The organism is Niallia taxi (assembly GCF_004005475.1).
In the GTDB taxonomy this organism is placed as follows: domain Bacteria; phylum Bacillota; class Bacilli; order Bacillales; family Cytobacillaceae; genus Niallia; species Niallia taxi.
This window is the reverse complement of the sequence record NZ_RZTZ01000016.1, coordinates 24,705-49,758: the sequence shown is the minus strand read 5'-3', so window position 1 is coordinate 49,758 and position 25,054 is coordinate 24,705. Positions and strand designations below refer to the sequence as shown.

Here is a 25,054-nt window from a genome sequence, read left to right as displayed (position 1 = left end):
AAATTTTGAAAATGTACAGTGATTACTGTACATTTTTATTTTTTCACAAAATGTTAAAAAGCATAAAAGCCTTGACAGAATAACCATTACAGCCGCCTTTTCTTCGGAAAACAGAAATTTCGGGAATGAAAATAATTTCTGGATGTGTTATTATTAAGAATATTAAAACTACTCATTGATTGTTATATGATGAGCTTAGGAGCGCGAACGGCATGCTAAGATGGAAGCGAAATTTACTTGTGTTGTGGGTTGGTGTTTTTTTTACAGCAGCGAGCTTTTATATGGTCATTCCGTTTTTGCCGATTTTCCTGCTGGAAATCGATGTCCATGAGCATACAGAGTTATGGGCAGGAATCTTATTCAGTTCAGCGTTTTTTGCTGGAGCACTTTCCTCACCGTTTTGGGGAAGAATTGCTGATAAATATGGCAGAAAGCCAATGATAGTCAGGGCAGGCTTTGCTTTGTTTATTATTTACACATTGGCTGCATTTGTTACAAATCCTTATGAATTACTTATATTAAGAATTATGCAAGGACTACTGTCAGGCTTTATTCCTGGTGCGATTGCTTTAGTTGGAACAAATACGCCGACAGAAAGAGTAGGGTATGCACTATCAATGATTGCCACAGCAAGTGCTACTGGTGGAATAGTCGGGCCGCTGCTTGGTGGAGTTATGGCAGAGCTGGTCGGTAACAGATTGGCATTTGCCAGTGCTGGTTTTATTGTTTTTCTGGCAACGTTTTTAATTATCTTCTTTGTAAAAGAGGAGAACTTTAAACCGAGCAAGGAAAAGGGATCTGTTAAAAACGACATTAAGATTGCATGGTCAAACCGTCCACTGATGCTCGTTATGCTTCTGACAATTGTTACTTCTTGTTCCATTCTGTCCATTGAACCAATTCTTCCGCTGTACATTGTTGATTTAGGCGGAACAACTGCCAATGCATCGTTACTTGCAGGGGTTGTCTTTTCCCTCCCTGGAATAGCAAGTGTGCTGTTTGCGCCATATTGGGGTAAACTGGCAGATAAAATTGGCTTTAACAGAATATTGTTTATCGGTTTGCTTGGCGGTGGGTTAGGGACTTTCTCACAAATCATCTTCCAAAACATATGGGGCTTCTCCATTACGCGGTTTGTATTCGGAATTTTCTTCTGTGCAGTTTTCCCAGCATTGAACGGACTTGTAGTTAAAGCGACGGCAGAGGATTTTCGCGGCAGAGCGTTTGGCTTGAACCAAACTGCCAACCAGATTGGCGGAATGATTGGGCCGATGCTCGGCGGATTTTTAGGCGGCATCTTCCCAGCGTATAGTGTTTTTATTCTCACAGGAGTGCTGTTGCTTGCTGCATCAGCAATTGCTTACCAGAAGGATGATGGTTTAAAGCAAATGGTATTCAAAAAAGTTATGCATGGAAAGCAATAGCCTCCCAAAGAGTGCTAGTACATAATAATAAAAATTGTTACGTACACTAAGCTCTGGAGGTGTTATAAATGACAACAAAAAAGAATGGTAAACAAGAAGGCGTTAAAGGAAATTTATCAAGAGCCTATGACCATGAATTCGCGAATGAACCATTGTCAGAAGCAGAAAAGAAAAATAACAAGAAAACTAAAAAACGTCAATAATAAAACGGGCCCGCTGTTTGCCGGCCCGTTTCCTTTTTTACCAGATTGCTTCGACCCATTCAGGGTGGTCAATAAATGGGTTTCGATTATGCTGGTAATCTGTAAAGATGACTTCATTCCTGTTTCGTTCAAAGTCATCGACAGGATCAAGCTCATTCCAGCGTTTTAATGTCGATAGTTTTCCGTGTAATGGAGCAGAACCATTACTTACTTTTTCTGATACTTCTAAATCTAATTCACCACTGTCACCTTCGTAGCGCACAGCCATATAAAAAATCATTCGGGCAATGTCACCTTTGACCTCGTCACGGGGCTCCCAAGAATCACTGTCAGCGAAAGTATCTGGTGCTTCCTTCTGGGCAGTTCCACCATCATCGAAGTCCTTGTTTCCGCGAGCTGAATTGACAGACACATCTGTAGGGCGCAAATGGTGCAAGTCAGTGCCTGCTCCCATTGATGTTCCAAAGTCGCCGTGAGATTTCGCCCAAACATGCTCCCTGTTCCATTGATCGACACCACCGCCGTTGGAGGTTTTGTTTTGTGACCTGCCTGTATATAGCAATATGACATTATTGCGGTTATTTGGATCCTCGTCTGTATGGCGAAGTGCATCCCAAACAGCACTGTAAGAAAGCTTTGTATGATCATCAATTATCTCATGCAAAGCTGCTTTAAGGCTTGAGCCTGTTTTACCGCTGGCACTGTTATAATAGCCTTCATAGTTACCAGAAGGTGGGGCTTGCTCTGAATCTTCTTCAGGCTCATTTGGAACTGGAGTTGATCCTTCAGTGCTTTTTGACATAGCTGTTACATTTTTTAATCCAGGGTGAGAGAAGTAGGCTGAAGTGCTTCCCGTTACGATAATTTTAGTACCAATCAAATTAGGATTTGATTTTAATCCAAAGCTCGCTCGAAAGGATGAGGGAATTTGCACATATAGCATAGAGCCAGTGTTTTTTTCTGTTGGGTTGTCTGCAAGAGCGAGTGCATAATCGTCAGAGAAGCTGCTAGTTTGGACGGAGGAAGCGGAAATTGGCTTACCGACTATGTATCCTTCTAGTTCTTGAGTTGAACCGTTCTGTATCCTTATTGCTTCTGAAACGGACAAAGTAGCAGCTTTTGTAGGAGCTGCAGGGAAAAGCGAGACTGCTAAAGTAAAAATCACGAAAAGTAAAAAATAAATTTTTCCACTTTTTTTCATCATTTACCTCCCTGTTTCATATAGTATATTGCTCTTTTAACATAACATAATTATTTAGAGGTAATTGTAGAAAAGTGTAAAGAATATGATAATATACGTTTATTCGGTAAATAATTTGAAAATTTGCAGTTTTCTTATATAATAAAGTTGTTCGTTTCGAATATCGAAATATAAACAAAGGGGAGAAGCCTTACAATGAATAAGCTGCAAAGTAAAACACTGGCAAGGAAAGATGTTTCAGTTGAAGAAACATGGGATTTATCTGAATTGTTTCCTTGTGAGAAAGCATGGAAGAAGGAGCTTGATGCAATCGCACTCGATTTAGAAAAGCTTGTAGAATATAAGGGGAGCCTTGGAAGCAGTGCTATAAACCTCCTGCAATGTCTTCTTGAAAGAGACTCGTTGGAGGAGCGGGTTGCCCGGGTGATGACGTATGCAAGCTTAAACCAGTCTGCGGATGGGACAGACCCTGCTAATCAAGCAAATGATGCTATTGCAGCCTCTGTGTATGCCACAGTTCGTAGCAGCGTGTCCTTTATTGATTCAGAGATACTTGCACTGTCAGAGGAGAAAGTAGGTATATTTTTAGAGCAAGAAAGCGGACTAAAGGATTATACGAAGATGCTCAGTGATTTATTCGAGGAAAAGGCACATATGCTTTCCCCAGAGACAGAGCAAGTCTTAGCCGCATACAGTGAGATTCATGAGTCTCCTTATATGATTTACCAGCGCAGCAAAACGTCAGATATGAGCTTTTCCTCTTTTACAACAACAGATGGGACTCTTCACCCTTTAACATTTAATTTATACGCTAAGTATGAAGAGTCTCCAGATACAGATATTAGGCGCAAGGCTTATGCTGCTTTTATCGAAACATTAGATAGGTACAAAAATACATATGCAGGAACCCTTGCGACAGAAGTGAAGAAGCAAGTGGTTGAAGCGAAATTACGAAAGTATGAGTCTGTTACGGAAATGCTGCTATTTGAGCAGCAGGTTACAAAGGAAATGTATCATAATCAGCTTGATACAATTTTAACAGAGCTTGCTCCTCATATGCGCCGCTATGCCAGGTTGAAAAGGAGTGTTCTTGGACTTGATCAACTTTGTTACAGTGATTTAAAGGCACCATTAGATGCTGATTATAATCCGGAAATTTCTTATGATGAAGCGGCAGAGCTTGTGCTTGAAGCCCTTAAAATAATGGGGCCGGAATATGCGGAAATAATGAGACAGGGATTGGAAAATCGCTGGGTCGACAGGGCAGACAATCTTGGTAAGCGATCTGGAGCCTTTTGCTCAAGTCCATATGGGGCACATCCGTATATTATGATGACTTGGAATAATTCGATGCGTAATGCCTTTACACTTGCTCATGAGCTCGGACACGCAGGTCATTTTGTTCTGGCAGGCAGGAATCAGTCGATTTCGAATACACGTCCATCAAGATATTTTATTGAAGCACCTTCAACAATGAATGAAATGCTTTTAAGTAAGCATATTTTGGAGAAATCGGATAATGACAGGATGCGCCGCTGGGTTATTCTGCAATCATTGGGAACGTATTATCATAACTTTGTTACACATATTTTAGAGGGCGAACTGCAACGCCGAGTTTATACACTTGCAGAAAAAGGCACGCCGATAACTGCAAAGCTGCTATGTGAACAAAATCTTGAGCTTCTTGCGGCATTCTGGGGGGACAGTGTGGAACTGGATGAAGGAGCCGGCCTTACTTGGATGCGACAGCCGCATTATTATATGGGGCTATATCCATATACGTATTCGGCAGGACTGACAGCCTCAACTGCTGCATCCTTAATGATTCAAGAAGAAGGGCAGCCTGCTGTTGACCGCTGGCTATCAGCACTAAAGGCAGGCGGAACATTAAAGCCCATTGATTTAATGAAGCTCGGAAATGTTGATATGTCCACATCTGAACCAATCAGTAAAGCAGTCGCTTATGTTGGCAGCTTAATAGATGAATTAGAAAAAAGCTTTACTTAATATGAAAAAAACATCCTTGTATAGTTGCAAGGATGTTTTTTATGAAAAATTTAATTGACACAATACTGCTAATCCTATACATTACATAAGTATGTTTTTTTATTATAGGAGGAATTTATGAGCAACAAGAACTATACCCAAGTAAAAATGGTGACGGCAGATCCATCTGCACTTGGACTATTTGGTCTAGCAATGGTTACATTGGTAGCATCTTCACAAAAGCTGGGTTTAACAGAAGGGTTATCTTTTATTTTGCCGTGGGCGTTCTTTTTGGGTGGATTAGCTCAATTGATCGCAGCTTTGCTTGATGCGAAGCATAACAATATCTTTGGAACTACCGCTTTTGCAGCGTTTGGCTTATTCTGGTTTGGTGTAGGCTTTTCTTGGTTAATTCAGCTAGGAGCGTTTGGCGAAGTACTTGCACAAAATGTTGATCCAAAACAACTTGGCTTTGCTTTCATCGGCTATTTGATCTTTAGTCTGTTTATGACAATTGGCGCATTAGAGACACATAAAGTTCTTTTCTTTATTTTCGTCTTTATTGATATCCTATTTATTGGACTTTCTTTAAGCTCTTTTGATGTCATGTACGAAGTAACACATACGATTGCAGGTATTGCAGAGCTTTGTATCGCCCTATTATCTTTTTACGGATGTGGTGCAATCGTGCTTAACACACATTTTGGAAAAATCGTATTGCCGATTGGCAAGCCATTCGGAATATTTAAATAAAAGTTTGCAGAGAGTCTATAAACATAGGCTCTTTTTTTGTGGCTTATTTAACATATATTTGTACAGCATGGAATATCAAAAAGATTTACTCGTTTTACAATGGAAAATTCTATAAGATACGGTTAAAATAAGTAATTGGTGATATAGACATGTCAAATGTGGAGGTATATATGATTAGTGAGCTTCAAAAAAACATAAAGGACCTTTCAGAGGGGGAGGCAAAATCACTGCTAATGCAAACAGTTCTGTATTTACAAATGATGAAGGATGCCGATCTCATTTCACAACAGGAAATCATGAAGGAGCTTTGCGATGAGATTATGGATAAACTAGATCCAACTGAATATTCCAAGCCCACTTGAAAAACAAATAAATCCAAAAACAAATTTCCCCACTTGATGAAGGAGGCTTTTTTGCTTCCTTTTCCCCGTTAATCCTCTAAAAAGATAGTGAATAAAAGGAATTAATATTATTCATTTTAACTTTTTTTTTACACATATTTCATAAGGTTTGTACGTATCTATAGTTAAATTTCTTTTTTAATATAAAAAAATGAATATTAGGTAACAATTTATTCATTTTAAGGATTACAACAGAAAGAGATAGATTAACAGAAAGTAAAAGAATTATATTAGTATAATTTATAGTGTCGACTGAGAATAAATGCTGTCTATCTGAGAGAAACGATTGTGCTTTTTGTTTGTCGATTAATGTTTTTATTCCAATAATATCAAGTTTTTACTATAATTATGATGTTTACTATTTAAGAGGGGATGAGGTCGGAATTATACGAATGTTAAGGGAAACTATTATCTTTGTATATTATATTTAGTGAAATAACCTTCTTGGTAAACGGATAAGAATGTAGGAGAATAGCGGAGAATTCGACGGGAAACCTAGTCGATTCTACAAAAAATCTATTTTTCTGAAAAATTTGTCTTTACAAGAATTATAGAAGGTATTATATTATTTATCAAAACGGTTTCTATTTTCAGAATAATTATTTAAATTAAAAAGTTCCCTCAATTCAAAATTGATTATTAAATTTTATCCTACCCATTTTTTACTACCCAGAGTACATAACACAAATTACAAGAATCCAAGGATTATAGCAGAGGTGAGTATATGACAAAACATGCGTTATTAGAAGTTGAAGGTTTAAAAACGTATTTTCAAGTGGATAAACACAGAGTGGCAAAAGCAGTGGACGGTGTTGATTTTTCCATAAATCCTGGTGAGACAGTAGCACTCGTTGGTGAATCAGGAAGCGGCAAAAGCATCACCTCTCTTTCTATAATGAAGCTTGTTGGTAAGCCTGGAAAAATCAAAGGAGGGCAAATTCGCTTTAACGGCCAAGATATTGTTCCTTATTCTGACAAGCAGATGGCTAAGCTTCGCGGAAGTGAAATTGCGATGGTTTTCCAAGAGCCGATGACAGCGTTAAATCCTGTATTTACAATTGGAAACCAGCTTATAGAAACAATTAGAAAGCATAAGAAAGTCTCAAAGGAGGAAGCGCGTAACAGAGCAATCGAGCTATTAAGAATAGTTGGTTTTCCAAGGGCAGAAGAGACAGTAAATGAATATCCCCATCAACTGTCAGGCGGGATGCGCCAGCGTGCGATGATTGCAATAGCTATTTCCTGTGAGCCGAAGCTGTTAATTGCAGATGAGCCGACTACAGCTCTCGATGTAACAATTCAAGCACAAATTTTGGATCTGTTGGACGAGATGAAGAAAAAATTTAACATGGCAGTATTGTTAATAACACATGACTTAGGTGTCGTAGCTGAATATGCAGACAGGGTTATGGTTATGTATGGAGGACAGATTGTGGAGCAGGCAAAAGTAAATACCATGTTCCTTGATCCGAAGCATCCGTACACTAATGGACTTCTAGAAAGCTTACCTAAATTAGAAGACGATGTCGACAGACTTGGAGTAATTAAGGGAACAGTTCCGCCTGCCTATGATTTCCCTGTTGGCTGCCGTTTTTCTGACAGATGCAAGCATGTGATGGATAAATGCCGTGTTAGCAATCCTAATCTTCTAGATAATGGACAAAACCATAAGGTGCGCTGCTACCTGTATGAATAGGAGGAATAATATTTCATGTCATTGATGGAGCAAGATTTATTAAAAAAGACCGAAGAAGATTATATTCTTCAAGCGAAAAACATTAAGAAATACTTCCCGATCAAGGGTGGCGTCTTGAAGCATACGGTCGGCCATGTTAAAGCAGTTGATGATATTTCCTTAAATGTCATCAGAGGAGAAACGCTCGGACTTGTTGGTGAATCAGGTTCAGGAAAATCTACGTTAGGACGAGTCATTCTGCGGCTGCTTGACCCGACAGAAGGTAGTATTCAGTTTGAAGAGCAAGACATCACTACATTAAATAACAGAAAGATGCGTCCAATCAGAAAAGATATGCAAATTGTCTTTCAGGACCCGTTCGCTTCATTAAACGGAAAAATGAGTGTCCAAGAGCTTATCGAAGAACCGCTGCTTGTACAAACAAAGTTAAATCGACGGGAGCGGGAGGAAAAAGCAATCAGTCTGCTGGAAAAGGTTGGCCTCCGAGCAGATGCACGAACGAAATATCCCCATGAATTTTCTGGTGGTCAAAGGCAACGTATCAGCATTGCGAGAGCGCTTGCGCTAAATCCTAAATTTATTGTTTGTGATGAGCCGGTTTCAGCTTTGGATGTTTCTATCCAGGCACAGGTTTTAAACTTGATGGCTGATTTGCAGGAAGAATTTAATTTGACATACCTTTTTATTGCCCATGATTTGAGTGTTGTTAAACATATAAGTGATCGTGTAGCAGTAATGTATTTAGGAAGAATTGCGGAGCTGGCACCTAAGCAAGGGCTATATGAAACACCGCTTCATCCATATACACAGGCGCTTTTATCAGCAGTTCCGACAACCGATGTGACTAAAAAGAGAGAAAAAATCATTCTGAAGGGTGACCTGCCAAGCCCATCTAATCCACCGTCAGGATGCGCATTCCGAACTCGCTGTCCAAAAGCACATGAAAGATGTGCTATTGTGCGCCCGGACTTAACGGAAGTTTCGGAAGGACACTTCGTTGCATGCCACTTATACAGTAAAGAAGATTGATTATTAATCTTTTAAGGAGGTGGTTGTTGAACCGAGTTTGGTTTGCGATTTCTACAGATAACTATATTTTAAGGGGGAACGACGTTGAAAAAGAAAAATTGGTTACTTGTATTATGCTTGACGTTAGTGCTCGGCAGTATTTTAGCTGCGTGCAGCAACAGTAGTGATGACACGAACTCAGAGCCTGGAGAAGCAGTTGATGGCGGCACTGTAACTGGTGCAATGGATACAGCACCTGCTGGACTATTCAACCCGATTTTTTATGCTGATGCATATGAGAACAATATCTTATCTTTAACGCATGAAGGTTTATTAGGACAAGATGAAAACCTTGATTTCATTCCGAAATTAGCGAAAGACTGGGAATTTAACGAAGACCAAACAGAAGTTACATTCCACTTAGAAGAAAACGTGAAATGGCAAGATGGAGAGCCATTCACTGCAAACGATGTCGTATTTACATACAAATCGATTGCAAGCCCTGGATATGTTGAGGCTGGCGGTATTCGTACGCAATATGTTGAAAGACTGTTAGGCTATGAAGACTTCTCAACAGGCAAAACAGATGAATTCGAAGGTGTTGTTGCAGTTGACGACAATACTGTAACATTCAAATATGCAAATCCGAATGTGCTAGCACTTTCTGATTCAAGCTTCCCAATTATTCCTGAGCATATCTTTAAGGATATTGCAATCGCTGACATGCCTAAAGCTGCAGCTACAACAAAAGACGTTATTGGTACTGGTCCATTCAAATTGACTAATGTTGTAGAAGGTGAGCAATACGTTCTTGAGAAAAACGAAGACTACTGGCAGGGTGCTCCTAAGCTAGACAGCATCGTTTGGAAGGTTGTAGACCAATCTGTCATCCTTGGTATGCTTGAAAGCGGCGAAGTGGATTTTGTTGCAGATCCAACTGGAATTCAGGCTGCAGACTATGAGTCAGTTGCAGCAAACGACAATGTTGAAATCATTGAACAGCCAGACTTTGGCTATCAGGTAATGGGCATGATGGTTAACCATCGTGAACAAGGCGATACATCGTTAGATCCATCTAAATGGACAGAAAACAAAAAGCTTTCTAACCAAAAAGTCCGTCAGGCAATTGCATATGCAGTTGATCGTGAAGCAATCATCAATGGCTTGCTTTATGGTAAAGGAGTAGTTCAGAACTCTCCAATCGCTACACAATTCTGGGCATATGATGATACAAAACCTAACCAGTATAAGTTTGATGCAGAAAAAGCAAAATCATTGCTAGATGAAGCAGGCTATAAAGATACAAATGGCGATGGCTTCCGTGAAGATCCAGATGGAAATGAGTGGGTGTTGAACCTGAACTATCCATTAGGAAACCAAATTCGTGAAAAATCAGCACCAATCATTCAAGAGTATCTTGAAGCTGTTGGCATTAAAATTGACTTGCGCCAGCCGAAGCAAGCTGCTGCTTACTTTGAAGATTTAGAAAAGAATGCACAAGATTGGGATCTATACTTACTTGGCTGGAGCTTAGACAGCACAGATCCAGATCCGAGCGGACTATGGTCTTCTAAAGCTGCGTACAACTATTCCCGTTGGAATAATCCAGAAGCAGAACAGCTTCTAGCAGACGCATTTACACCACCAGATGCATTTGAACAAGATTATAGAAAAGAGAAATACAGCGAATGGCAAGTGAAGTTCTCAGAAGATCTTCCAGCATTAATTCTATATGCTCAAAACAGCCTATGGGCATATAACAAACGTCTACAAGGCGTTGATGTATTGCCATACTCATTCTTGAATAACACACATTTATGGAGTGTTACAGAATAATAGTTATTTAAAAGGGGGCTCCCGCTTTTCAGAGTCCGTATCAAAACTGGATATTTTGCTGGCAAACTATTCTGTTACCGAGGTGCGGGCAACCTTTTAAGGGGAGCCCCTTTTCTCTTGATGATTTCAGCCATATTTTGGTTCATTTCGTGTGGTGCTGTGGTCTGCACGAAATGAACCGAAAAAGGTTTAAAACTAATCTATGACTTTATAAATACAACATTAGAAATGGAGGGGGAGCAATGTATAAGTATATTATTCGTCGTGTATTAGTGTTCATTCCAATGCTATTTGCATTGACGGTTATCGTATTTGGCTTAATGCAGGCGGCTCCTGGCGATCCCTTTACTGGAAAGCTTGATCCGAATGTAGACCCAGAAGTATACGAACAGCAAAAAGAAGCTTTAGGGCTTAATGATCCCATTTATGTGCAATATTTCCGTTGGTTAGGAAATATCGTTCAGGGGGACTTTGGTGAATCAATCGTATATAAGGGGCGTGAAGTGACAGACCTGCTCGAATCCAGAGTCAGCAATACACTCACATTAGGAACCTTTTCTTTAATTATTACGATTTTATTTTCGATTCCAATCGGAATTTACTCAGCTAGAAAACCATATTCTGTGCTGGATTACTCCGTAACAACTTTTAGTTTTTTTGGACTGGCAATTCCGAGTTTTTTCTTTGGGTTAGTGGCAATTTACTTCTTTGCAATTCAGCTCGGCTGGTTCCCGTCGCAAGGTACGGTCTCGAGTCCTAATCTGCAAGGTGCAGAGCTCTTTTGGGATAAACTGCATCATTTAATATTGCCAGGGCTGACTCTGGGATTAGGTGGAATGGCTACATATACACGGTATATGCGTTCAGAAGTGCTTGATGTACTGTCTGGTGACTATATTCGTACAGCAAGAGCAAAAGGGATGACCGAAAACACAGTATTGTACAAGCATACATTGAGAAATGCCTTGATTCCAATCGTAACATTGCTAGGCTTTGAAATCGGCGCCCTGCTGGGTGGAGCGATTATTACAGAGGGGGTATATCAATATCCTGGCCTCGGGACATTGTTCATTAACTCTATTTCCAGCAAGGATTACCCTGTTATCATGGTTATTACTTTAATGATTGGTTTCTTTACATTATTGGGAAATCTGCTGGCAGATATCGGCTACAGCCTTGTTGACCCTAGAATTCGATATGAGTGAGGTGAATGAACAATGCAACTGAATCAACAAACGGTCGAAACAGAACCAAATCTACCTATTAAAGTAGAAAATAAAAAGAGTAAAACTCCTGGCCAAATTGCGCTAGGACGGTTTATGAAAAATAAATTGGCTGTACTCGGTGTAATTGTATTAACGATTATCATTTTAGCAGTGATTTTTGCACCACTTTTAACAGATCAAAATCCGACCAAATCAAATTTGATGATGGTTGAACACGGACCAAGCGCAGACCATCCGCTTGGTAACGATGGTTCAGGAAGAGACAATCTTGCGCGGCTACTGTATGGCGGTAGAATCTCCCTTATTGTCGGTTTCTCTGCAATGGTATGTACATTGGTTATCGGTGTGCTTTTAGGATCTATTGCAGGTTATTATGGCGGCCTTGTTGATGCAACCATCATGCGTATCGCTGATATCATCATGATGCTTCCATTCATCGTTATTGCATTGACGGTAGTTTCTATTATGCCAAAGGTGTCAATCGGCAGCTTCGTCGCCATTATAGCGATAACCTCGTGGCCGAATTTGACGAGGATTATAAGGGGAACCTACTTATCCTTAAGGGAACAAGAATTTGTGCATGGAGCAAAGGCAATAGGCGCAAGTGATTTCCGAATCATCTTTAAGCATTTTATTCCGAATGCAATTGGACCAATTGTCGTTAACGCTACATTGATGATGGCAACATATATTATCATTGAATCTGCAATGAGCTTCATCGGTTTTGGAATACCGCAGCCAACTCCGACATGGGGAAATATGATTTCTGAAGCACAAAGCATTCGTATCTTAAGAAACAGCCCTGAGGCGTGGGTACCGCCAGGATTATGTATCTTTGTAACAGTATTGTGCATTAACTTTATCGGAGACGGCTTGCGTGATGCTCTTGATCCGAAAAGCAATAAGCGCTAGATGAAAACCTGCTGCATTTTTGGCAGGTTTTTTCTTTTGCGATAAAATGACAATATCATTTCGGATGAAGCCAGCATTTTTAACTGCTAATATATAATAGATATACATACATAGCATAATAGCAACTAGAGGGGGATTGTAGATGTACGCTTCAACGGAAATCCAAATGCTCATTCAATTAATTGAAAGAGCAGCATTGCTGCTTATTTCCTTGTTTTTTTTATCAAGGGTGCCAAAATTCAAGGAGACACTTCAAAAGGAAAATCATTCTCCAACAGAATTGACACTCATAACAATTATATTTTGTGCTTTCGCATTGTTTGGTACCTATTCCGGTATTGAGGTGGAAGGCTCCATTGTTAATATCCGCATCATTGCGGTTATGTCCGGAGGGATTTTGTTTGGTCCTTGGGTTGGCATCATTACAGGAATCGTTTCAGGGGTTCATCGATACCTAATTGATATAGGCGGAGTCACGTCCATACCTTGTTTAATTACGAGTATATTGGCCGGTATCGTTTCAGGCATTATTTATTTTCGTGTAAAGAAACAAAACAGGTGGGTTTACGGAATAGCTGCCGGAATGATTTGTGAAGTGCTGACAATGGTATTGATACTTGTTATGGCAGAACCCTTCTCTTTAGGTTTAGACATTGTTTCCCAAATTGCGTTACCGATGATATTAGGACAAGTAAGTATTGGCTTTATCGTGTTAATGATTGCAAGTGTCGAAGGTGAAAAGGAAAGAATTGCTGCAAAGCAGGCACAGCTTGCATTAGGAATCGCCAACAAAACGCTGCCTTACTTCCGGTCTATTAACAGCGAATCACTCCACAAGATTTGCAGGATAATCCAAAAGGAAATTAAAGCAGATGCTGTTGCTATCACAGATACAAGGGATGTCCTTGCATATGTTGGCTTTGGCGAGGAAAAGTACAAGAATGGCCGCGAAATAATCAGTGGTTTAACAAAGGAAACGATAAAAAGCGGCAAGATAACAATACGCAATAATATTGCAGACCATCATACACCGCAAATTCATTGTTTGCTCATTATTCCTTTAGAGGAAAGAGGCATTGTGACAGGGACATTAAAGATTTACTACCGTAAGGCATATACTATCACACATACGCTTCAAACGATGGCGATTGGACTTGCTCAAATCATCTCGACATTAATGGAGGTTTCTAGAGTTGAACAAATTAAAGAAGCTGCCAATAAAGCCGAATTGAGGGCATTGCAAACAAAAATCAATCCTCATTTCCTTTTCAATGCATTAAATGCCATTGCTTCAACAACAAGACGGAATCCGGAAAAAGCCAGAGAATTAATAATTAGCCTATCAGGATATATGCGCTATAACCTGGAGGTCGAGGATGAATTAATTGATATCCATTTAGCATTACAGCAGGTACATGATTATATTGATATCGAAAAGGCGAGATTTGGAAGCAAGCTTCAAGTTGAATATGATATTGACGATGTTCAAATTAAGGTTCCAAGTCTTCTCATCCAGCCATTAGTTGAAAATGCAGTTGTTCATGGCATTCTGAAAAGAAAAGCTCCTGGTCTCATCACTATATCTGTCAAGGATCTTGGTAGCAGTATAAGGGTTAGTGTTGAGGATACAGGGGAGGGCATTAAGGAAGAAATCATCGATCAGCTATATCGTGGCGAAATGTCATCAAGACATATCGGTTTGGCAAATGTCCATGAAAGAGTGAAGTTGATTTATGGAACAGGACTTGTCATTGAAAGATTAAATCCAGGCACAAAAGTATATTTTGACATTACGAAGGAGAAACGATGAGAGCGATAATAGTAGAAGATGAAATTCCGGCAAAGGAAGAACTGGAATATTTAATCGAAACACATAGTGGAATTAAAATTGTCGAGACATTTGAGGATGGGCTGGATGTATTTAAATTTTTACAGGAGGAGGAAGTGGATGCAATCTTTCTTGATATTAATATCCCTTCCCTAGATGGAATGCTCTTGGCAGGCAATATTAGCAAATTTGCCAAGAAACCGTTTATTATTTTCACCACTGCCTATAAGGAGCATGCAGCACAAGCATTTGAATTAGAAGCATTTGATTATATTTTAAAGCCGTATGATGAAAAGCGAATTGCAGCGATGCTGAAAAAGCTTGAAGCCGCCTTTAAGAAGGACCGTAGTGATGAAGGAGAGAAAGAGCCTGCTATAGAGCAAGGGACAAGCAGGAGGATCAACCTTCGTAAAAATGAAAATATCATTGTAACAGACGTTAATGATATTTATTACGCGTCTGCAAGTGAAAAGGTGACGATCGTTTATACGAAAACGGACGAATACATGATGCCGATGAGTATATCCGAGTTTCATGCAAAGCTACCAGAGGATCTTTTCTTCAAATGTCATCGTTCTTATACGGTAAACCTAACAAAAATACATGAAATAGTTCCTTGGTTCAACCATACTTATATTTTAAGATTGAAGGATATTAAAGGAGAGGTTCCTGTAAGCAGAAGCAAAGTAAAAGAATTCCGACAAATTATGCAACTATAAATGCTGTTCATTCCGGATTATGTGCAATTCATTCTGAAAACGATTTTATGATCTGTTTCGGAGGTATAATCCTCCTATAAAGAAAACGCTTAAACTTTCAAGTTAAGAGTTTGATATAGGAAGAAACCGAAACAAGGAAAGAGGAGATTTCAGATGAAAAACCGCACAGAAAACCGACTATTAATAGTAATCGGTACAATCATTGTTCAAATGGGTCTTGGCACAATTTATACATGGAGCTTGTTCAATCAGCCGCTTGTTGATGCATTTGGCTGGAAATTAAGCTCTGTAGCAATAACCTTCTCCATCACTAGCTTCGCATTGGCATTTGCCACATTGTTTGCAGGTAAGCTTCAAGATAAATGGGGGATTCGCCGCTTAGTCGCAGCTTCAGGTGTATTGCTTGGCGCAGGATTGATGCTGAGCTCTCAAGCATCATCACTTGGAATGCTTTATGTTCTTGCAGGAGTGGTAGTCGGTTTTGCAGATGGTACAGCGTACATTACGACATTATCAAACTTAATTAAATGGTTTCCAGAGAAAAAAGGTCTTATTTCAGGTATTTCAGTAGGAGCATATGGTACAGGCAGTCTTTTATTCAAATATATTAACGGATATTTCATTAGTTCATTTGGGGTAACTTCTACCTTCTTATTCTGGGGAATCATCGTGCTGATTATGGTAGTCGGCGGTTCATTCCTTTTGAGAGAAGCGAAGGTCGCATCAAGTGCAACAACAGCAAATGGAGCCCAAAAGGATTATACAGTAAAGGAAATGCTGAAAACAAAGCAAGCATATCTATTATTTGTTATCTTCTTTACAGCATGTATGAGCGGTCTTTACTTAATTGGTATCGTTAAGGATATCGGTGTTAGCCTTGCAGGACTTAATGCTGCAACAGCAGCAAATGCAGTCGCATTGGTCGCAATATTTAATACGACAGGCCGCATCGTTCTTGGAGCATTGTCTGATAAGGTTGGCAGATTAAAGGTTGTTTCAGGCGCATTGTTCGCAACTGCCATTGCTGTTGCAACATTAAGCTTTATTCCATTGAACTTCCCAATCTTCTTCGCCTGTGTTGCAACGATAGCCTTCTGTTTTGGCGGAAATATCACTGTTTTCCCTACAATCGTCGCAGACTTTTTCGGTTTGAAGAACCAAAGTAAAAACTATGGTATCATTTACCAAGGCTTTGGTATAGGAGCACTTGCAGGTTCATTTATCGCAGCATTATTAGGAGGATTTATTCCAACATTTATTATTCTAACAATTCTTTGCATCATCTCCTTGGTAATTGCCGTAACGATTAAACCACCATTCCAAGGAAAAAAAGAGAAAAAGTCAAACCAAAAGCTGCCTAATATGCAGCCACACACAAGAACTGGCTTGTAAAAAGCATAAACCTGCTAAAGAATCTTCTTTAGCAGGTTTTTTGTGCATGTTTATTTGTAAATTCGTATATGCATATAATAGAAGTAACTGATTATTTCTGCTGAATTCAGTCTTAAGTCTTAGTTAAGATTCCTTTTTAAGTCTATGGAAAAAATCTTGCTTATCCGTTATTGTAAAAGCATAAGAGTAATATAAATTGAAACCTTTTTCACGAATAGTTCGTATAAAAATAATAAAGGACGAAAAGTCAGGAGTCGATCAGATTGAACTCATTTTTGCTATTTCTCATCCGAACGGGTGTCTCCCTGCCAACTGGAGTTATTACTTGGTTTATATGTATGTTTGCCTTTAATCAAGACTTTTTCATGTCAGTTGTGTATGCAGTGGCTATCGGAACAGCAGCATATTTCATCACAGATGGAGTGGCATCCCACAGGTTTTTGAAGAAGCATGCCTTGACGAGGAAGGAATATAAATTTATTCAGAAGCAGCTAAAGGAAGCAAACGGCAAAATAATGCGGTTGAACAAAGCGATGTTCCAAATCCGCCATTTTCCATCAATAAAGAAAAGAATTGATTTTATAAGAGTTACGAAAAAAATCTATCGTTTGACGAAGCAAGAGCCGAAAAGATTCTATAAAGCCGAAAAGTTTTATTATGCTCATTTGGATTCAGCGGTCGAAATAGCGGAAAAATATGCTTTGCTGTCTGCACAGCCAAAGAAAAACTATGATTTGCAGGAAACGCTGTCTGAAACGAGAAATACATTAGAGAAGCTTTCCTTCACACTGGAGGAGGATCTTCATGAAATTCTTTCAGATGATATTGATGACCTGCATTTTGAAATGGATGTCGTACGTCACACTATCGACCAGAAAAAACTAGACAATAAGCCAATTGATGAAAGCAGGAGGTTAAAATGACCGAAAGGGATGACATTCATTTAAACGAAAACCTACAAAATAGGTCTGAAGAAAAGGCGAATTCTCATCGCCTTTTTCCTGTTTTGTCTGATGATGAGATGATCAAAGCAAAAGCACTATCAGACGGGCTTGAATGGTCGAGTCATCATGCGCTCATTCGGTTCGGGCATGATGCTCAAAAACGGCTGTTATCTTTCTCACATACGATGATTGACCATGTTCAAAAAAAGGATGTTGGAGAAGTGAGCAGCATCATGAAGGATTTGATGGCACGGCTTGATGATATAAATCCAGATGAATTATCTGTAAAAAAACAAGGCTTCTTTGCTCGCATCTTTAAAAGGTCACAAAGCTCAGTCCAGGAAATTCTCTCGAAATATCAAAAAACAAGTGCACAAATTGACAGGCTAAGTGTAAGACTAACAAGAAGCAAAAACCTGCTAATCTCTGATATTCATTTGCTTGAGCAGTTATATGAAAGCAATAAGCAATATTTTCATGACTTAAATATTCTGATTTACGCAGCAGAAACGAAACTTGCACAGGTTAAAGAGCATAAACTTCCTGAAATGAGGAAGCTTGCAAAAGAGCTGCAGGATGAAATGAAAATGCAGGAAGCGGAAGATATGGAGGACTTCGCAGACAGGCTGGAAAAAAGAATATATGACCTGAAAATCAGCAGACAAATAACAATCCAAACTGCGCCTCAAATCAGGCTTATCCAGAATACAAACCAAACTGTCGTTGAGAAGATTCAGTCCTCTGTTATGACTGCTATACCTCTTTGGAGAAATCAACTGTCGATTGCCTTAACATTATTGAGACAGAAGCATGCAATGGAAACGGACAGAAGCATTCGCAATGCTACAGGAAATATACTCGACAAAAATACAGAAATGCTAAAGCAACATGCAGAGGGAAGCGAGACACAGCAGCAATTGCTTGAAATTGCAGAGCTGAAGGACACACATAAAAAACTGCTGTCTGCGATTGAAGAGACAATTGCTGTTCAAGTAGATGGAAATCATACAAGACAGAAGGCAGAAACTGAACTATTCACCGTTGAAAAGGAATTGAAAACTGCTCTACAGCCGGATAAATAACCTAAAGTCAGGGGGCATAGCCGGGAAAATGCTTGAGCAGCTTCCGCTTGTTGTAAAGGGGAATTTCCCTTTTTCTGATGAAATTATCCTTGCCGTGAATAAAGAAAATGCTGCAGCCCAGCATGTGTACAAAAAGGCGGGCTTTATAGATAAAGGCTTGCGTGCTGTCGGTAAAATTGGAGAACAGCTTATATTGCACAAGACAATATGAAAAAATCACCCTAATTTAATTAAGGTGATTTTGTTATATTATTCTTTTGAATACGTTCTGTTTGATTCTTCTATTAGGGAAGCGAAGTTAACTCGCTTGTTGATGAAATAGATGATTGGAACGCCGATTGCTAGCACAACAAATTCGCCTGCCGCTGTTGTCAGCCATGTGAACAGGAATGGCAAACCAAATGCTAAATTCAGCTCAAACGCTATAATGAACATAGTAAAAGTAAACACGATTGTATTAATAATCATGCGTTTAATAATGTCTTTTACATAACGCCCAATGATGATTGTAATGAGCAAGCTGATAATTGACTGACCTACACCGAATATAAGGTCATAAGCAACCATTGGCGAAAAGAATAAATTAGCCAGAAATACCCCTGCAACAATACCGTAAATGTATTTTTTGTTAAAGACTACAAGATGGTTGAACATTTCGGATAAACGAAATTGAACATTCGTAAAGCCGAATGGGGCAATGGCAACAGTGACCACAATATATAATGCTGCGATAACACCATTGACTGCTAGTGTTTTAGTTTTCATATTTTTTGTCTCTCCCTTAGTTTTTTTACGTGGGATGGTTACGAACCACGTCATGCAAAATAGTATGAAACCAAACAATAATGCTACAGTAAAAAGGCTATGTGAGTCAATATATTTTTATCCTTTAAATAATGGTGCAGCAGTGAAATATTGGGTTGATGCATATAATGTTTTTCCAGCTACATATAATGATAAATACTTGCTAAGCATTAATACGAAAAACAAATATTCACATATTGCAGCTTTGAGAGGAATGATGAGCATGAAAGCATTAGTTCTGCAATCTGATTTTGGATTAAGTGATGGAGCTGTTTCGGCAATGTATGGGGTTGCCAATTCTGTACAGCCTGATTTGCGTATTTTTGATCTGACACATGATATACCTCCCTTTAATATATGGGAAGGTTCATACCGCCTATTGCAAACCGTTGCTTATTGGCCGGCAGGGTCTGTATTTGTTTCAGTAGTGGATCCAGGTGTCGGCTCTGACAGAAAAAGCATTGTTGCCAAAACAACTGAGGGGCACTACATAATCACCCCAGACAATGGCACGATTACACATATGCTAGAAAAAATACAAGAGGTTCGTATTTTGGATGAAGGGAAGAACCGTCTTCCGAATAGCGGAGAATCTTACACCTTTCATGGCAGAGACATTTATGCATATACTGGTGCGAGACTTGCCTCAGAACAGATTAGCTTTCATGACATAGGTCCATTAACAGATAAGCAAGCACTTGTGACATTACCGGTGACAAAGGCGAGCTCAGATAACAGAAAGCTCAATGGGATTATTGAAATTCATGATAACCGGTTCGGTAATATCTGGACAAATATTCATTCTTCACTAGTGAAACAAAGCGGAATAGGTTACGGTGATATATTGAAAATCGCAATCTATGAAGGGGAAGAGGAAATCTTTAGAGAGCAGGTTTTATTTGGTCATTCGTTTGCTGATGCAGCAATTGGTGAGCCAATTGCTTACTTAAATTCTCTCCATTATTTCAGTATTGCCATCAATCAGCAGTCCATGGCGAAGAAATATAATCTTGGAACAGGACATGGCTGGCGTGTGGTAATAGAAAGCAGACAATAATGCTTATAAATACTTCTTTCTTTGGAAGTTATTTTACAATCAAACCAGACATTAGTATGTTTGGTTTTTTTCTTTTTAAAAAAAGAGAAGTTAATTTATAGTATTTATAGAAAATTTAGAATATAATAAAAATATTCTATTTTGTAAGACGAAATAATTGAAAGAAGGGGTATCTTTTGAGAGATAATGTTGCTGATCTAAAAACAAGTGGGGTATTTGAGCAATTGCTTGAGTATTCCCTCGTTCAAAAAGGGCTGGAGTATTTACTAGAGGATGCTGATGCGACACTGGAGGAGCAGATTGAGCTAACAAAAATCCCTGCGCCTGTTTTTATGGAGGATGAAAGAGGACGGGTCTATAAGTCAAAGCTTGAGCTTTTAGGGCTGTCTGATATTCAAACAGACAGACATGGCAATGTGTTTGGGACACGCTACGGAACTGGCAAAGGTCCGAGAATTTTTGTATGTGCCCACTTGGATACCGTTTTTCCGAATGGAACAGATATTATTGTCAGAAGAGAGAATGGCAAGGTATATGCGCCGGGAATTTCTGATGATGGCAGAGGGCTTGCAACTGTATTGACTTTAGTGAGAGCGTTCAATGAGACAAACATCCAAACAAGTGGTGATATTATCTTTGGTGCAACAGTAGGTGAAGAAGGACTTGGCGACTTAAGAGGAGTCAAGGGCTTGTTTGAGGATAGGCAGGATATTGACGGCTTTATCTCCATTGAACCAGGTCATCCAGAGCGAATTACATATTTAGGAACAGGAAGCCATCGTTTTCACATTACATACAAAGGTTCAGGAGGACATAGCTTTGGTGACTTTGGCATTCCGAGCCCGATTCATGCACTTGGAAGGGCAATCAGCAAAATCGGAGATCTGCAGACACCCCTTGAACCAAAAACTACCTTTAATGTAGGCACAATAACAGGAGGTACTTCTGTAAATACGATAGCGGAAGAGGCGAGCATGATGCTCGATATGCGCTCCAATTCTGCAGAAGAGCTAATCCGTCTTGAGGAGCAGGTCATGCATATCCTGCGGAAGGCAGCAGAAGAGGAAAATAACCGCTGGAAAAGCGATAAAACTTCCATTGACGTTACTATTAAACAAGTTGGCGACAGGCCGGCAGGGATACAAAGCCCTACAAGTGAAATCGTCGAGACAACAATTGCGGCAGCAGCCTCCCTTGGCTTAAATCCAGTACTTTCACCAGCCTTCAGCACAGATTCAAATGTACCTATCAGCCTCGGTATCCCTGCAGTAACATTAGGCGGAGGCGGCAGTAACAGCGGCGGATTCCACACTTTAGAGGAATATTTTGATCCGACAGACGCACATCTTGGCCCGCAAAATATCTTTTTAACAATATTAGGGCTTGTAGGAGTAAAGGATGTAACAGCACCCCTACTTTCAAGTAAATAATAGAAAAAAAGCGGAGAAGCCATGTTTCTTCGCTTTTTTGTATGGAAAAAACACATTTTCTAGACAAACTTAAAAAAAGTTTTTCCTCGACTTATTCCTGACACATTTCTTTTATATTCTATTACTTGTAAGAGGCACAAGCCTATTGGAGCTAAGAAAAAATGCAAGTCTAGCATATAAAAATAAACTAAATGTAGAAAGAGGATGAGAAGAAGGATGAAGAAAAGCATAAAGAAATGGATCGTTAGTGGAGCAATTGTAGTAGTAATTGGCGGAGGATTTGGTTCTTACTTTTATTTCAATAAAAATGAAACACAGCAAGTATCAGCGCAAGCAACAACACAAACTGCAACAGCAGAGGTTGGCGATGTGGAAATTAAAGTAAGCGGAACTGGCAGCATTTCAGCTATTAATAAAGAAACAGCGACAAGTACTGGCAATGCAACAGTTGATGAAGTCAATGTAGCGGTTGGAGATGAAGTGGAAGAGGGAGATGAGCTCGTTACATTTGAAGATGATAGCATCGACCCAATAACAGCTTCCTTCTCTGGGGAAATTACTGCTCTTAATGTAGAAGAAGGCGATACAGTTTCAATGGGAACAGAGGTACTGACAGAAACGGATTACGATAATCTTGAAATGGTTGTTAATGTAGATGAACTGGATATCTCTAAAGTGAAGGAAGGACAAGATGCAACGATTACAGTAAGTGCGTTGGATGATAAAGAATTTACTGGGGAAGTAACTAGTGTTGCAAAAGAAGCTGCTTCATCAGAAGGTTCCAGTGTTGCTAAATATGAAGTAACCGTTAAAGTGAAGAAGCCTTCTGGATTATTGGTTGGTATGACAGCAGAAGCGACAATCACAACAAGCAGTAAATCAGATGTAGTAACAGTGCCTGTCGAAGCTGTTCAAAAAGAAAATGATGAGTACTATGTATTGGTTCCATCAGGATCTGCAACAAGTGAAGATGGATCAACTGAAACAACAACAACGAAGCAAACGGTAGAAGTAGGCTTGGAAAATGAAGATGTGGCTGAAATTACTAGTGGTTTAGAGGAAGGAACAACAGTTGTTCTTCCAACATTTGAATCAAGCAGTGACAGCAGCAGTCAAGGTATGATGCCAGGAGGCGGCCAAATGCCATCAGGTGGTCAAATGCCAAGCGGCGGCGGAATGCCATCAGGCGGATTCAGCGGAGGAGGGAACCGTTAATGATTGAAGAGAATAGAATTGTTGAAATAAAGAACTTAAATAAGGAATATACACTTGGCGGAGAGACTGTTAAGGCACTGGATAATGTGAGCTTCTCGATTAATAAAGGCGACTTTATCGCCATCATCGGTCCATCAGGGTCAGGAAAATCGACCTTGATGAATATGATCGGCTGTTTGGATATGCCAGACTCTGGTGAATACTTCCTTGATGGACAAAATGTCTTTCAATTAAAAAGCAAGCAGCTTGCAGATGTGAGAAACCATAAAATCGGTTTTATTTTCCAATCATTTAATTTGCTCACAAAGCAATCTGCATTTGAAAATGTAGAGCTGCCGCTAATATACAGAGGACTTAACAGTAAGGAACGAAAAGAAATTGCCTTGACCGCTTTAAAAAAGGTAGGCTTGCTGGAGCGTGCCGGTCATAGACCGACTGAATTGTCAGGAGGCCAGCAGCAGCGTGTAGCAATTGCTCGTGCTCTTGCTGGAAACCCGCCAATCCTGCTTGCTGATGAACCAACAGGTGCTTTAGACAGCAAAACAGGTGTTGAAGTAATGAAGCTTATTAAGGATTTAAATAAACAAGGCCATACAATTATATTAATCACCCATGATCTTGAAATTGCCAAGCAGGCAAAGCGAGTTATTCGTATTCAAGATGGAAGACTTAGGGAGGAAAAGGAGGTAGGAGTTTCTTGAAATTAGGGCAAGCGATAAAAATATCTTTTAAAAACATAACAATGAATAAGTTAAGAGCAATCTTGACGATGCTTGGTATCATTATTGGAGTTGCCGCCGTAATTGCCTTGACCTCTTTAGGTATGGGTGCTTCTCAATCGGTATCAGATGAGGTTTCCAGTCTAGGAAGCACGACGGTTTCCATCTCACTGTCAGGCAACTCAAGTGATGAAGAAGTTGTCACATATGACGAACTCATGTCGTTTGAAGACTTGTCAGAGGTAGAGGCTGTTTCACCGACTGTTACTACTAGCAGTACATTGAAAAACGGCACTACATCAAGTGAAGGGGTTACGGTGGCAGGTGTTAACACTTCTTATGAAAATGTTAATGACATAACAGTCCGTACAGGGCGTAACATTATGGATATTGATCTTGATAACCGTAATAAAGTAGTTGTGTTAGGCTCTAATGTTGCGACAGAATTGTTCGGATTCTCCAATGCTGTTGACCAGTCGATTAAAATCGATGGCACAACATTTAAAGTAATTGGTGTGTTAGAGGAGCAAGGTGAAGAGCTGTCAGGCTCTGTCGATGACCAAGTATTGATTCCTTTCACTACGGCACAGCGTTTTATCGGACAGACATATGTAACATCTGCAACAGTAAAAATGTCTTCTGAGGATGCTGTTGAAATCGGAATGGCGAAGATGGAGCAGGATCTGTACAACCAGTTTGGCGGAGATGAAACATCTTATTCTGTCCGTAATCAGTCTTCTGTATCTGATGCACTTGATTCTGTCAGCAACACGATGACATTGCTTCTTGCAGGTATTGCGAGCATTTCCTTGATTGTTGGGGGAATTGGTATCATGAATATCATGCTTGTTTCTGTAACGGAGAGAACAAGAGAAATCGGAATTAGAAAAGCAATTGGTGCGAAGAAGAAAGACATTATGCTCCAATTCTTGATTGAAGCAGTTGTATTAAGTGCATTTGGCGGTATCCTTGGTGCATTGATTGGGCTTGGAAGTGCTGAAGTTCTGTCAAGCATGCTAGATATGACGATGCAAATCACTTGGTGGATTGTCGGAGGTTCTGTATCCTTCTCCATATTGATCGGAATTATCTTCGGAATATTCCCTGCAAACAAAGCATCAAACTTAAGCCCGCTAGAGGCATTAAGATATCAATAAAAAATGGGATCAGGCTTTTACTATCAGTAACTAGTAAAAGCCTGATCCTCTTTTATAGTGG

Annotated in this window: 23 protein-coding genes and 1 riboswitch; of the genes, 21 read left to right on the top strand and 2 right to left on the bottom strand. The window is 39.6% G+C overall.

Annotated elements, in window-relative coordinates; all coding sequences use genetic code 11:
- Positions 1-212: 212 nt before the first annotated feature.
- Positions 213-1,424 carry an MFS transporter gene (locus tag EM808_RS24310; protein ID WP_127741725.1) on the top strand — a complete coding sequence of 404 codons (1,212 nt, stop codon included), beginning with the start codon at positions 213-215 and terminating at the stop codon, positions 1,422-1,424.
- A 68-nt stretch (positions 1,425-1,492) separates the two neighbouring features.
- Positions 1,493-1,627: a small acid-soluble spore protein O gene (gene sspO, locus EM808_RS24305; RefSeq protein ID WP_127741723.1), complete on the top strand. Its 135-nt coding sequence runs from the start codon at positions 1,493-1,495 to the stop codon at positions 1,625-1,627.
- Positions 1,628-1,664: 37 nt separating this feature from the next.
- Here sspO and EM808_RS24300 read toward each other — a convergent pair whose 3' ends face one another.
- Positions 1,665-2,828 carry an endonuclease gene (locus tag EM808_RS24300; RefSeq protein ID WP_127741721.1) on the bottom strand — a complete coding sequence of 388 codons (1,164 nt, stop codon included), beginning with the start codon at positions 2,826-2,828 and terminating at the stop codon, positions 1,665-1,667.
- 195 nt (positions 2,829-3,023) lie between these two features.
- Between EM808_RS24300 and pepF the strand changes: the two genes are divergently transcribed.
- The 14 genes from pepF to EM808_RS24230 all read left to right on the top strand — a co-directional run bounded on the left by pepF (position 3,024) and on the right by EM808_RS24230 (position 18,822).
- Positions 3,024-4,835, top strand: coding sequence for an oligoendopeptidase F (pepF, locus tag EM808_RS24295; protein ID WP_127741719.1), 1,812 nt, complete (start codon positions 3,024-3,026; stop codon positions 4,833-4,835).
- Between the two features lie 117 nt (positions 4,836-4,952).
- Complete coding sequence (locus EM808_RS24290) at positions 4,953-5,567, top strand: acetate uptake transporter (protein ID WP_127741717.1); 615 nt, start codon at positions 4,953-4,955, stop codon at positions 5,565-5,567.
- 149 nt (positions 5,568-5,716) lie between these two features.
- Positions 5,717-5,929, top strand: a complete 213-nt coding sequence (locus tag EM808_RS24285) for a hypothetical protein (protein ID WP_127741715.1) — start codon at positions 5,717-5,719, stop codon at positions 5,927-5,929.
- 763 nt (positions 5,930-6,692) lie between these two features.
- Positions 6,693-7,664 carry an ABC transporter ATP-binding protein gene (locus EM808_RS24280; RefSeq protein WP_127741713.1) on the top strand — a complete coding sequence of 324 codons (972 nt, stop codon included), beginning with the start codon at positions 6,693-6,695 and terminating at the stop codon, positions 7,662-7,664.
- Between the two features lie 24 nt (positions 7,665-7,688).
- Positions 7,689-8,693 carry an ABC transporter ATP-binding protein gene (locus EM808_RS24275; RefSeq protein WP_225314813.1) on the top strand — a complete coding sequence of 335 codons (1,005 nt, stop codon included), beginning with the start codon at positions 7,689-7,691 and terminating at the stop codon, positions 8,691-8,693.
- 84 nt (positions 8,694-8,777) lie between these two features.
- Complete coding sequence (locus EM808_RS24270) at positions 8,778-10,508, top strand: peptide-binding protein (protein WP_127741709.1); 1,731 nt, start codon at positions 8,778-8,780, stop codon at positions 10,506-10,508.
- Between the two features lie 242 nt (positions 10,509-10,750).
- Positions 10,751-11,713, top strand: coding sequence for an ABC transporter permease (locus tag EM808_RS24265; protein WP_127741707.1), 963 nt, complete (start codon positions 10,751-10,753; stop codon positions 11,711-11,713).
- 12 nt (positions 11,714-11,725) lie between these two features.
- On the top strand, positions 11,726-12,646 hold the full coding sequence (gene opp4C, locus EM808_RS24260; RefSeq protein WP_127741705.1) for an oligopeptide ABC transporter permease: 921 nt from the start codon (positions 11,726-11,728) through the stop codon (positions 12,644-12,646).
- A 142-nt stretch (positions 12,647-12,788) separates the two neighbouring features.
- Positions 12,789-14,456 (top strand): sensor histidine kinase, encoded by a 1,668-nt coding sequence (locus EM808_RS24255; protein WP_127741703.1) that lies wholly within the window; start codon positions 12,789-12,791, stop codon positions 14,454-14,456.
- Positions 14,453-15,193: a LytR/AlgR family response regulator transcription factor gene (locus tag EM808_RS24250; RefSeq protein ID WP_127741701.1), complete on the top strand. Its 741-nt coding sequence runs from the start codon at positions 14,453-14,455 to the stop codon at positions 15,191-15,193. The genes EM808_RS24255 and EM808_RS24250 overlap by 4 nt, the downstream gene beginning before the upstream one ends.
- Positions 15,194-15,346: 153 nt before the next feature.
- Positions 15,347-16,585, top strand: coding sequence for an L-lactate MFS transporter (locus tag EM808_RS24245; RefSeq protein WP_127741699.1), 1,239 nt, complete (start codon positions 15,347-15,349; stop codon positions 16,583-16,585).
- Between the two features lie 263 nt (positions 16,586-16,848).
- Positions 16,849-17,508: a 5-bromo-4-chloroindolyl phosphate hydrolysis family protein gene (locus EM808_RS24240; RefSeq protein WP_127741697.1), complete on the top strand. Its 660-nt coding sequence runs from the start codon at positions 16,849-16,851 to the stop codon at positions 17,506-17,508.
- The gene (locus tag EM808_RS24235) at positions 17,505-18,611 is read left to right on the top strand and encodes a toxic anion resistance protein (protein WP_127741695.1); all 1,107 of its coding nucleotides are present in this window, start codon (positions 17,505-17,507) and stop codon (positions 18,609-18,611) included. The genes EM808_RS24240 and EM808_RS24235 overlap by 4 nt, the downstream gene beginning before the upstream one ends.
- Before the next feature lie 28 nt (positions 18,612-18,639).
- Complete coding sequence (locus EM808_RS24230) at positions 18,640-18,822, top strand: N-acetyltransferase (RefSeq protein WP_127741693.1); 183 nt, start codon at positions 18,640-18,642, stop codon at positions 18,820-18,822.
- Positions 18,823-18,860: 38 nt separating this feature from the next.
- Here EM808_RS24230 and EM808_RS24225 read toward each other — a convergent pair whose 3' ends face one another.
- Entirely contained in the window at positions 18,861-19,376 is a 516-nt protein-coding gene (locus tag EM808_RS24225) for a QueT transporter family protein (protein WP_127741691.1), read from the bottom strand.
- Positions 19,377-19,386: 10 nt separating this feature from the next.
- Positions 19,387-19,431: riboswitch (PreQ1 riboswitch) on the bottom strand.
- A gap of 201 nt (positions 19,432-19,632) precedes the next feature.
- Here EM808_RS24225 and EM808_RS24220 point away from each other — a divergent pair.
- The 5 genes from EM808_RS24220 to EM808_RS24200 all read left to right on the top strand — a co-directional run bounded on the left by EM808_RS24220 (position 19,633) and on the right by EM808_RS24200 (position 24,993).
- A complete protein-coding gene (locus tag EM808_RS24220; protein ID WP_127741809.1) occupies positions 19,633-20,472 on the top strand; it encodes an SAM hydrolase/SAM-dependent halogenase family protein in 840 nt (279 codons plus the stop codon).
- A 176-nt stretch (positions 20,473-20,648) separates the two neighbouring features.
- Entirely contained in the window at positions 20,649-21,902 is a 1,254-nt protein-coding gene (locus tag EM808_RS24215) for a M20/M25/M40 family metallo-hydrolase (protein WP_127741689.1), read from the top strand.
- 216 nt (positions 21,903-22,118) lie between these two features.
- Positions 22,119-23,117, top strand: coding sequence for an efflux RND transporter periplasmic adaptor subunit (locus tag EM808_RS24210; protein ID WP_164849774.1), 999 nt, complete (start codon positions 22,119-22,121; stop codon positions 23,115-23,117).
- Positions 23,117-23,818: an ABC transporter ATP-binding protein gene (locus tag EM808_RS24205; RefSeq protein WP_127741685.1), complete on the top strand. Its 702-nt coding sequence runs from the start codon at positions 23,117-23,119 to the stop codon at positions 23,816-23,818. The genes EM808_RS24210 and EM808_RS24205 overlap by 1 nt, the downstream gene beginning before the upstream one ends.
- Positions 23,815-24,993, top strand: coding sequence for an ABC transporter permease (locus EM808_RS24200; RefSeq protein WP_127741683.1), 1,179 nt, complete (start codon positions 23,815-23,817; stop codon positions 24,991-24,993). The genes EM808_RS24205 and EM808_RS24200 overlap by 4 nt, the downstream gene beginning before the upstream one ends.
- The last annotated feature ends 61 nt before the right edge of the window (positions 24,994-25,054 follow it).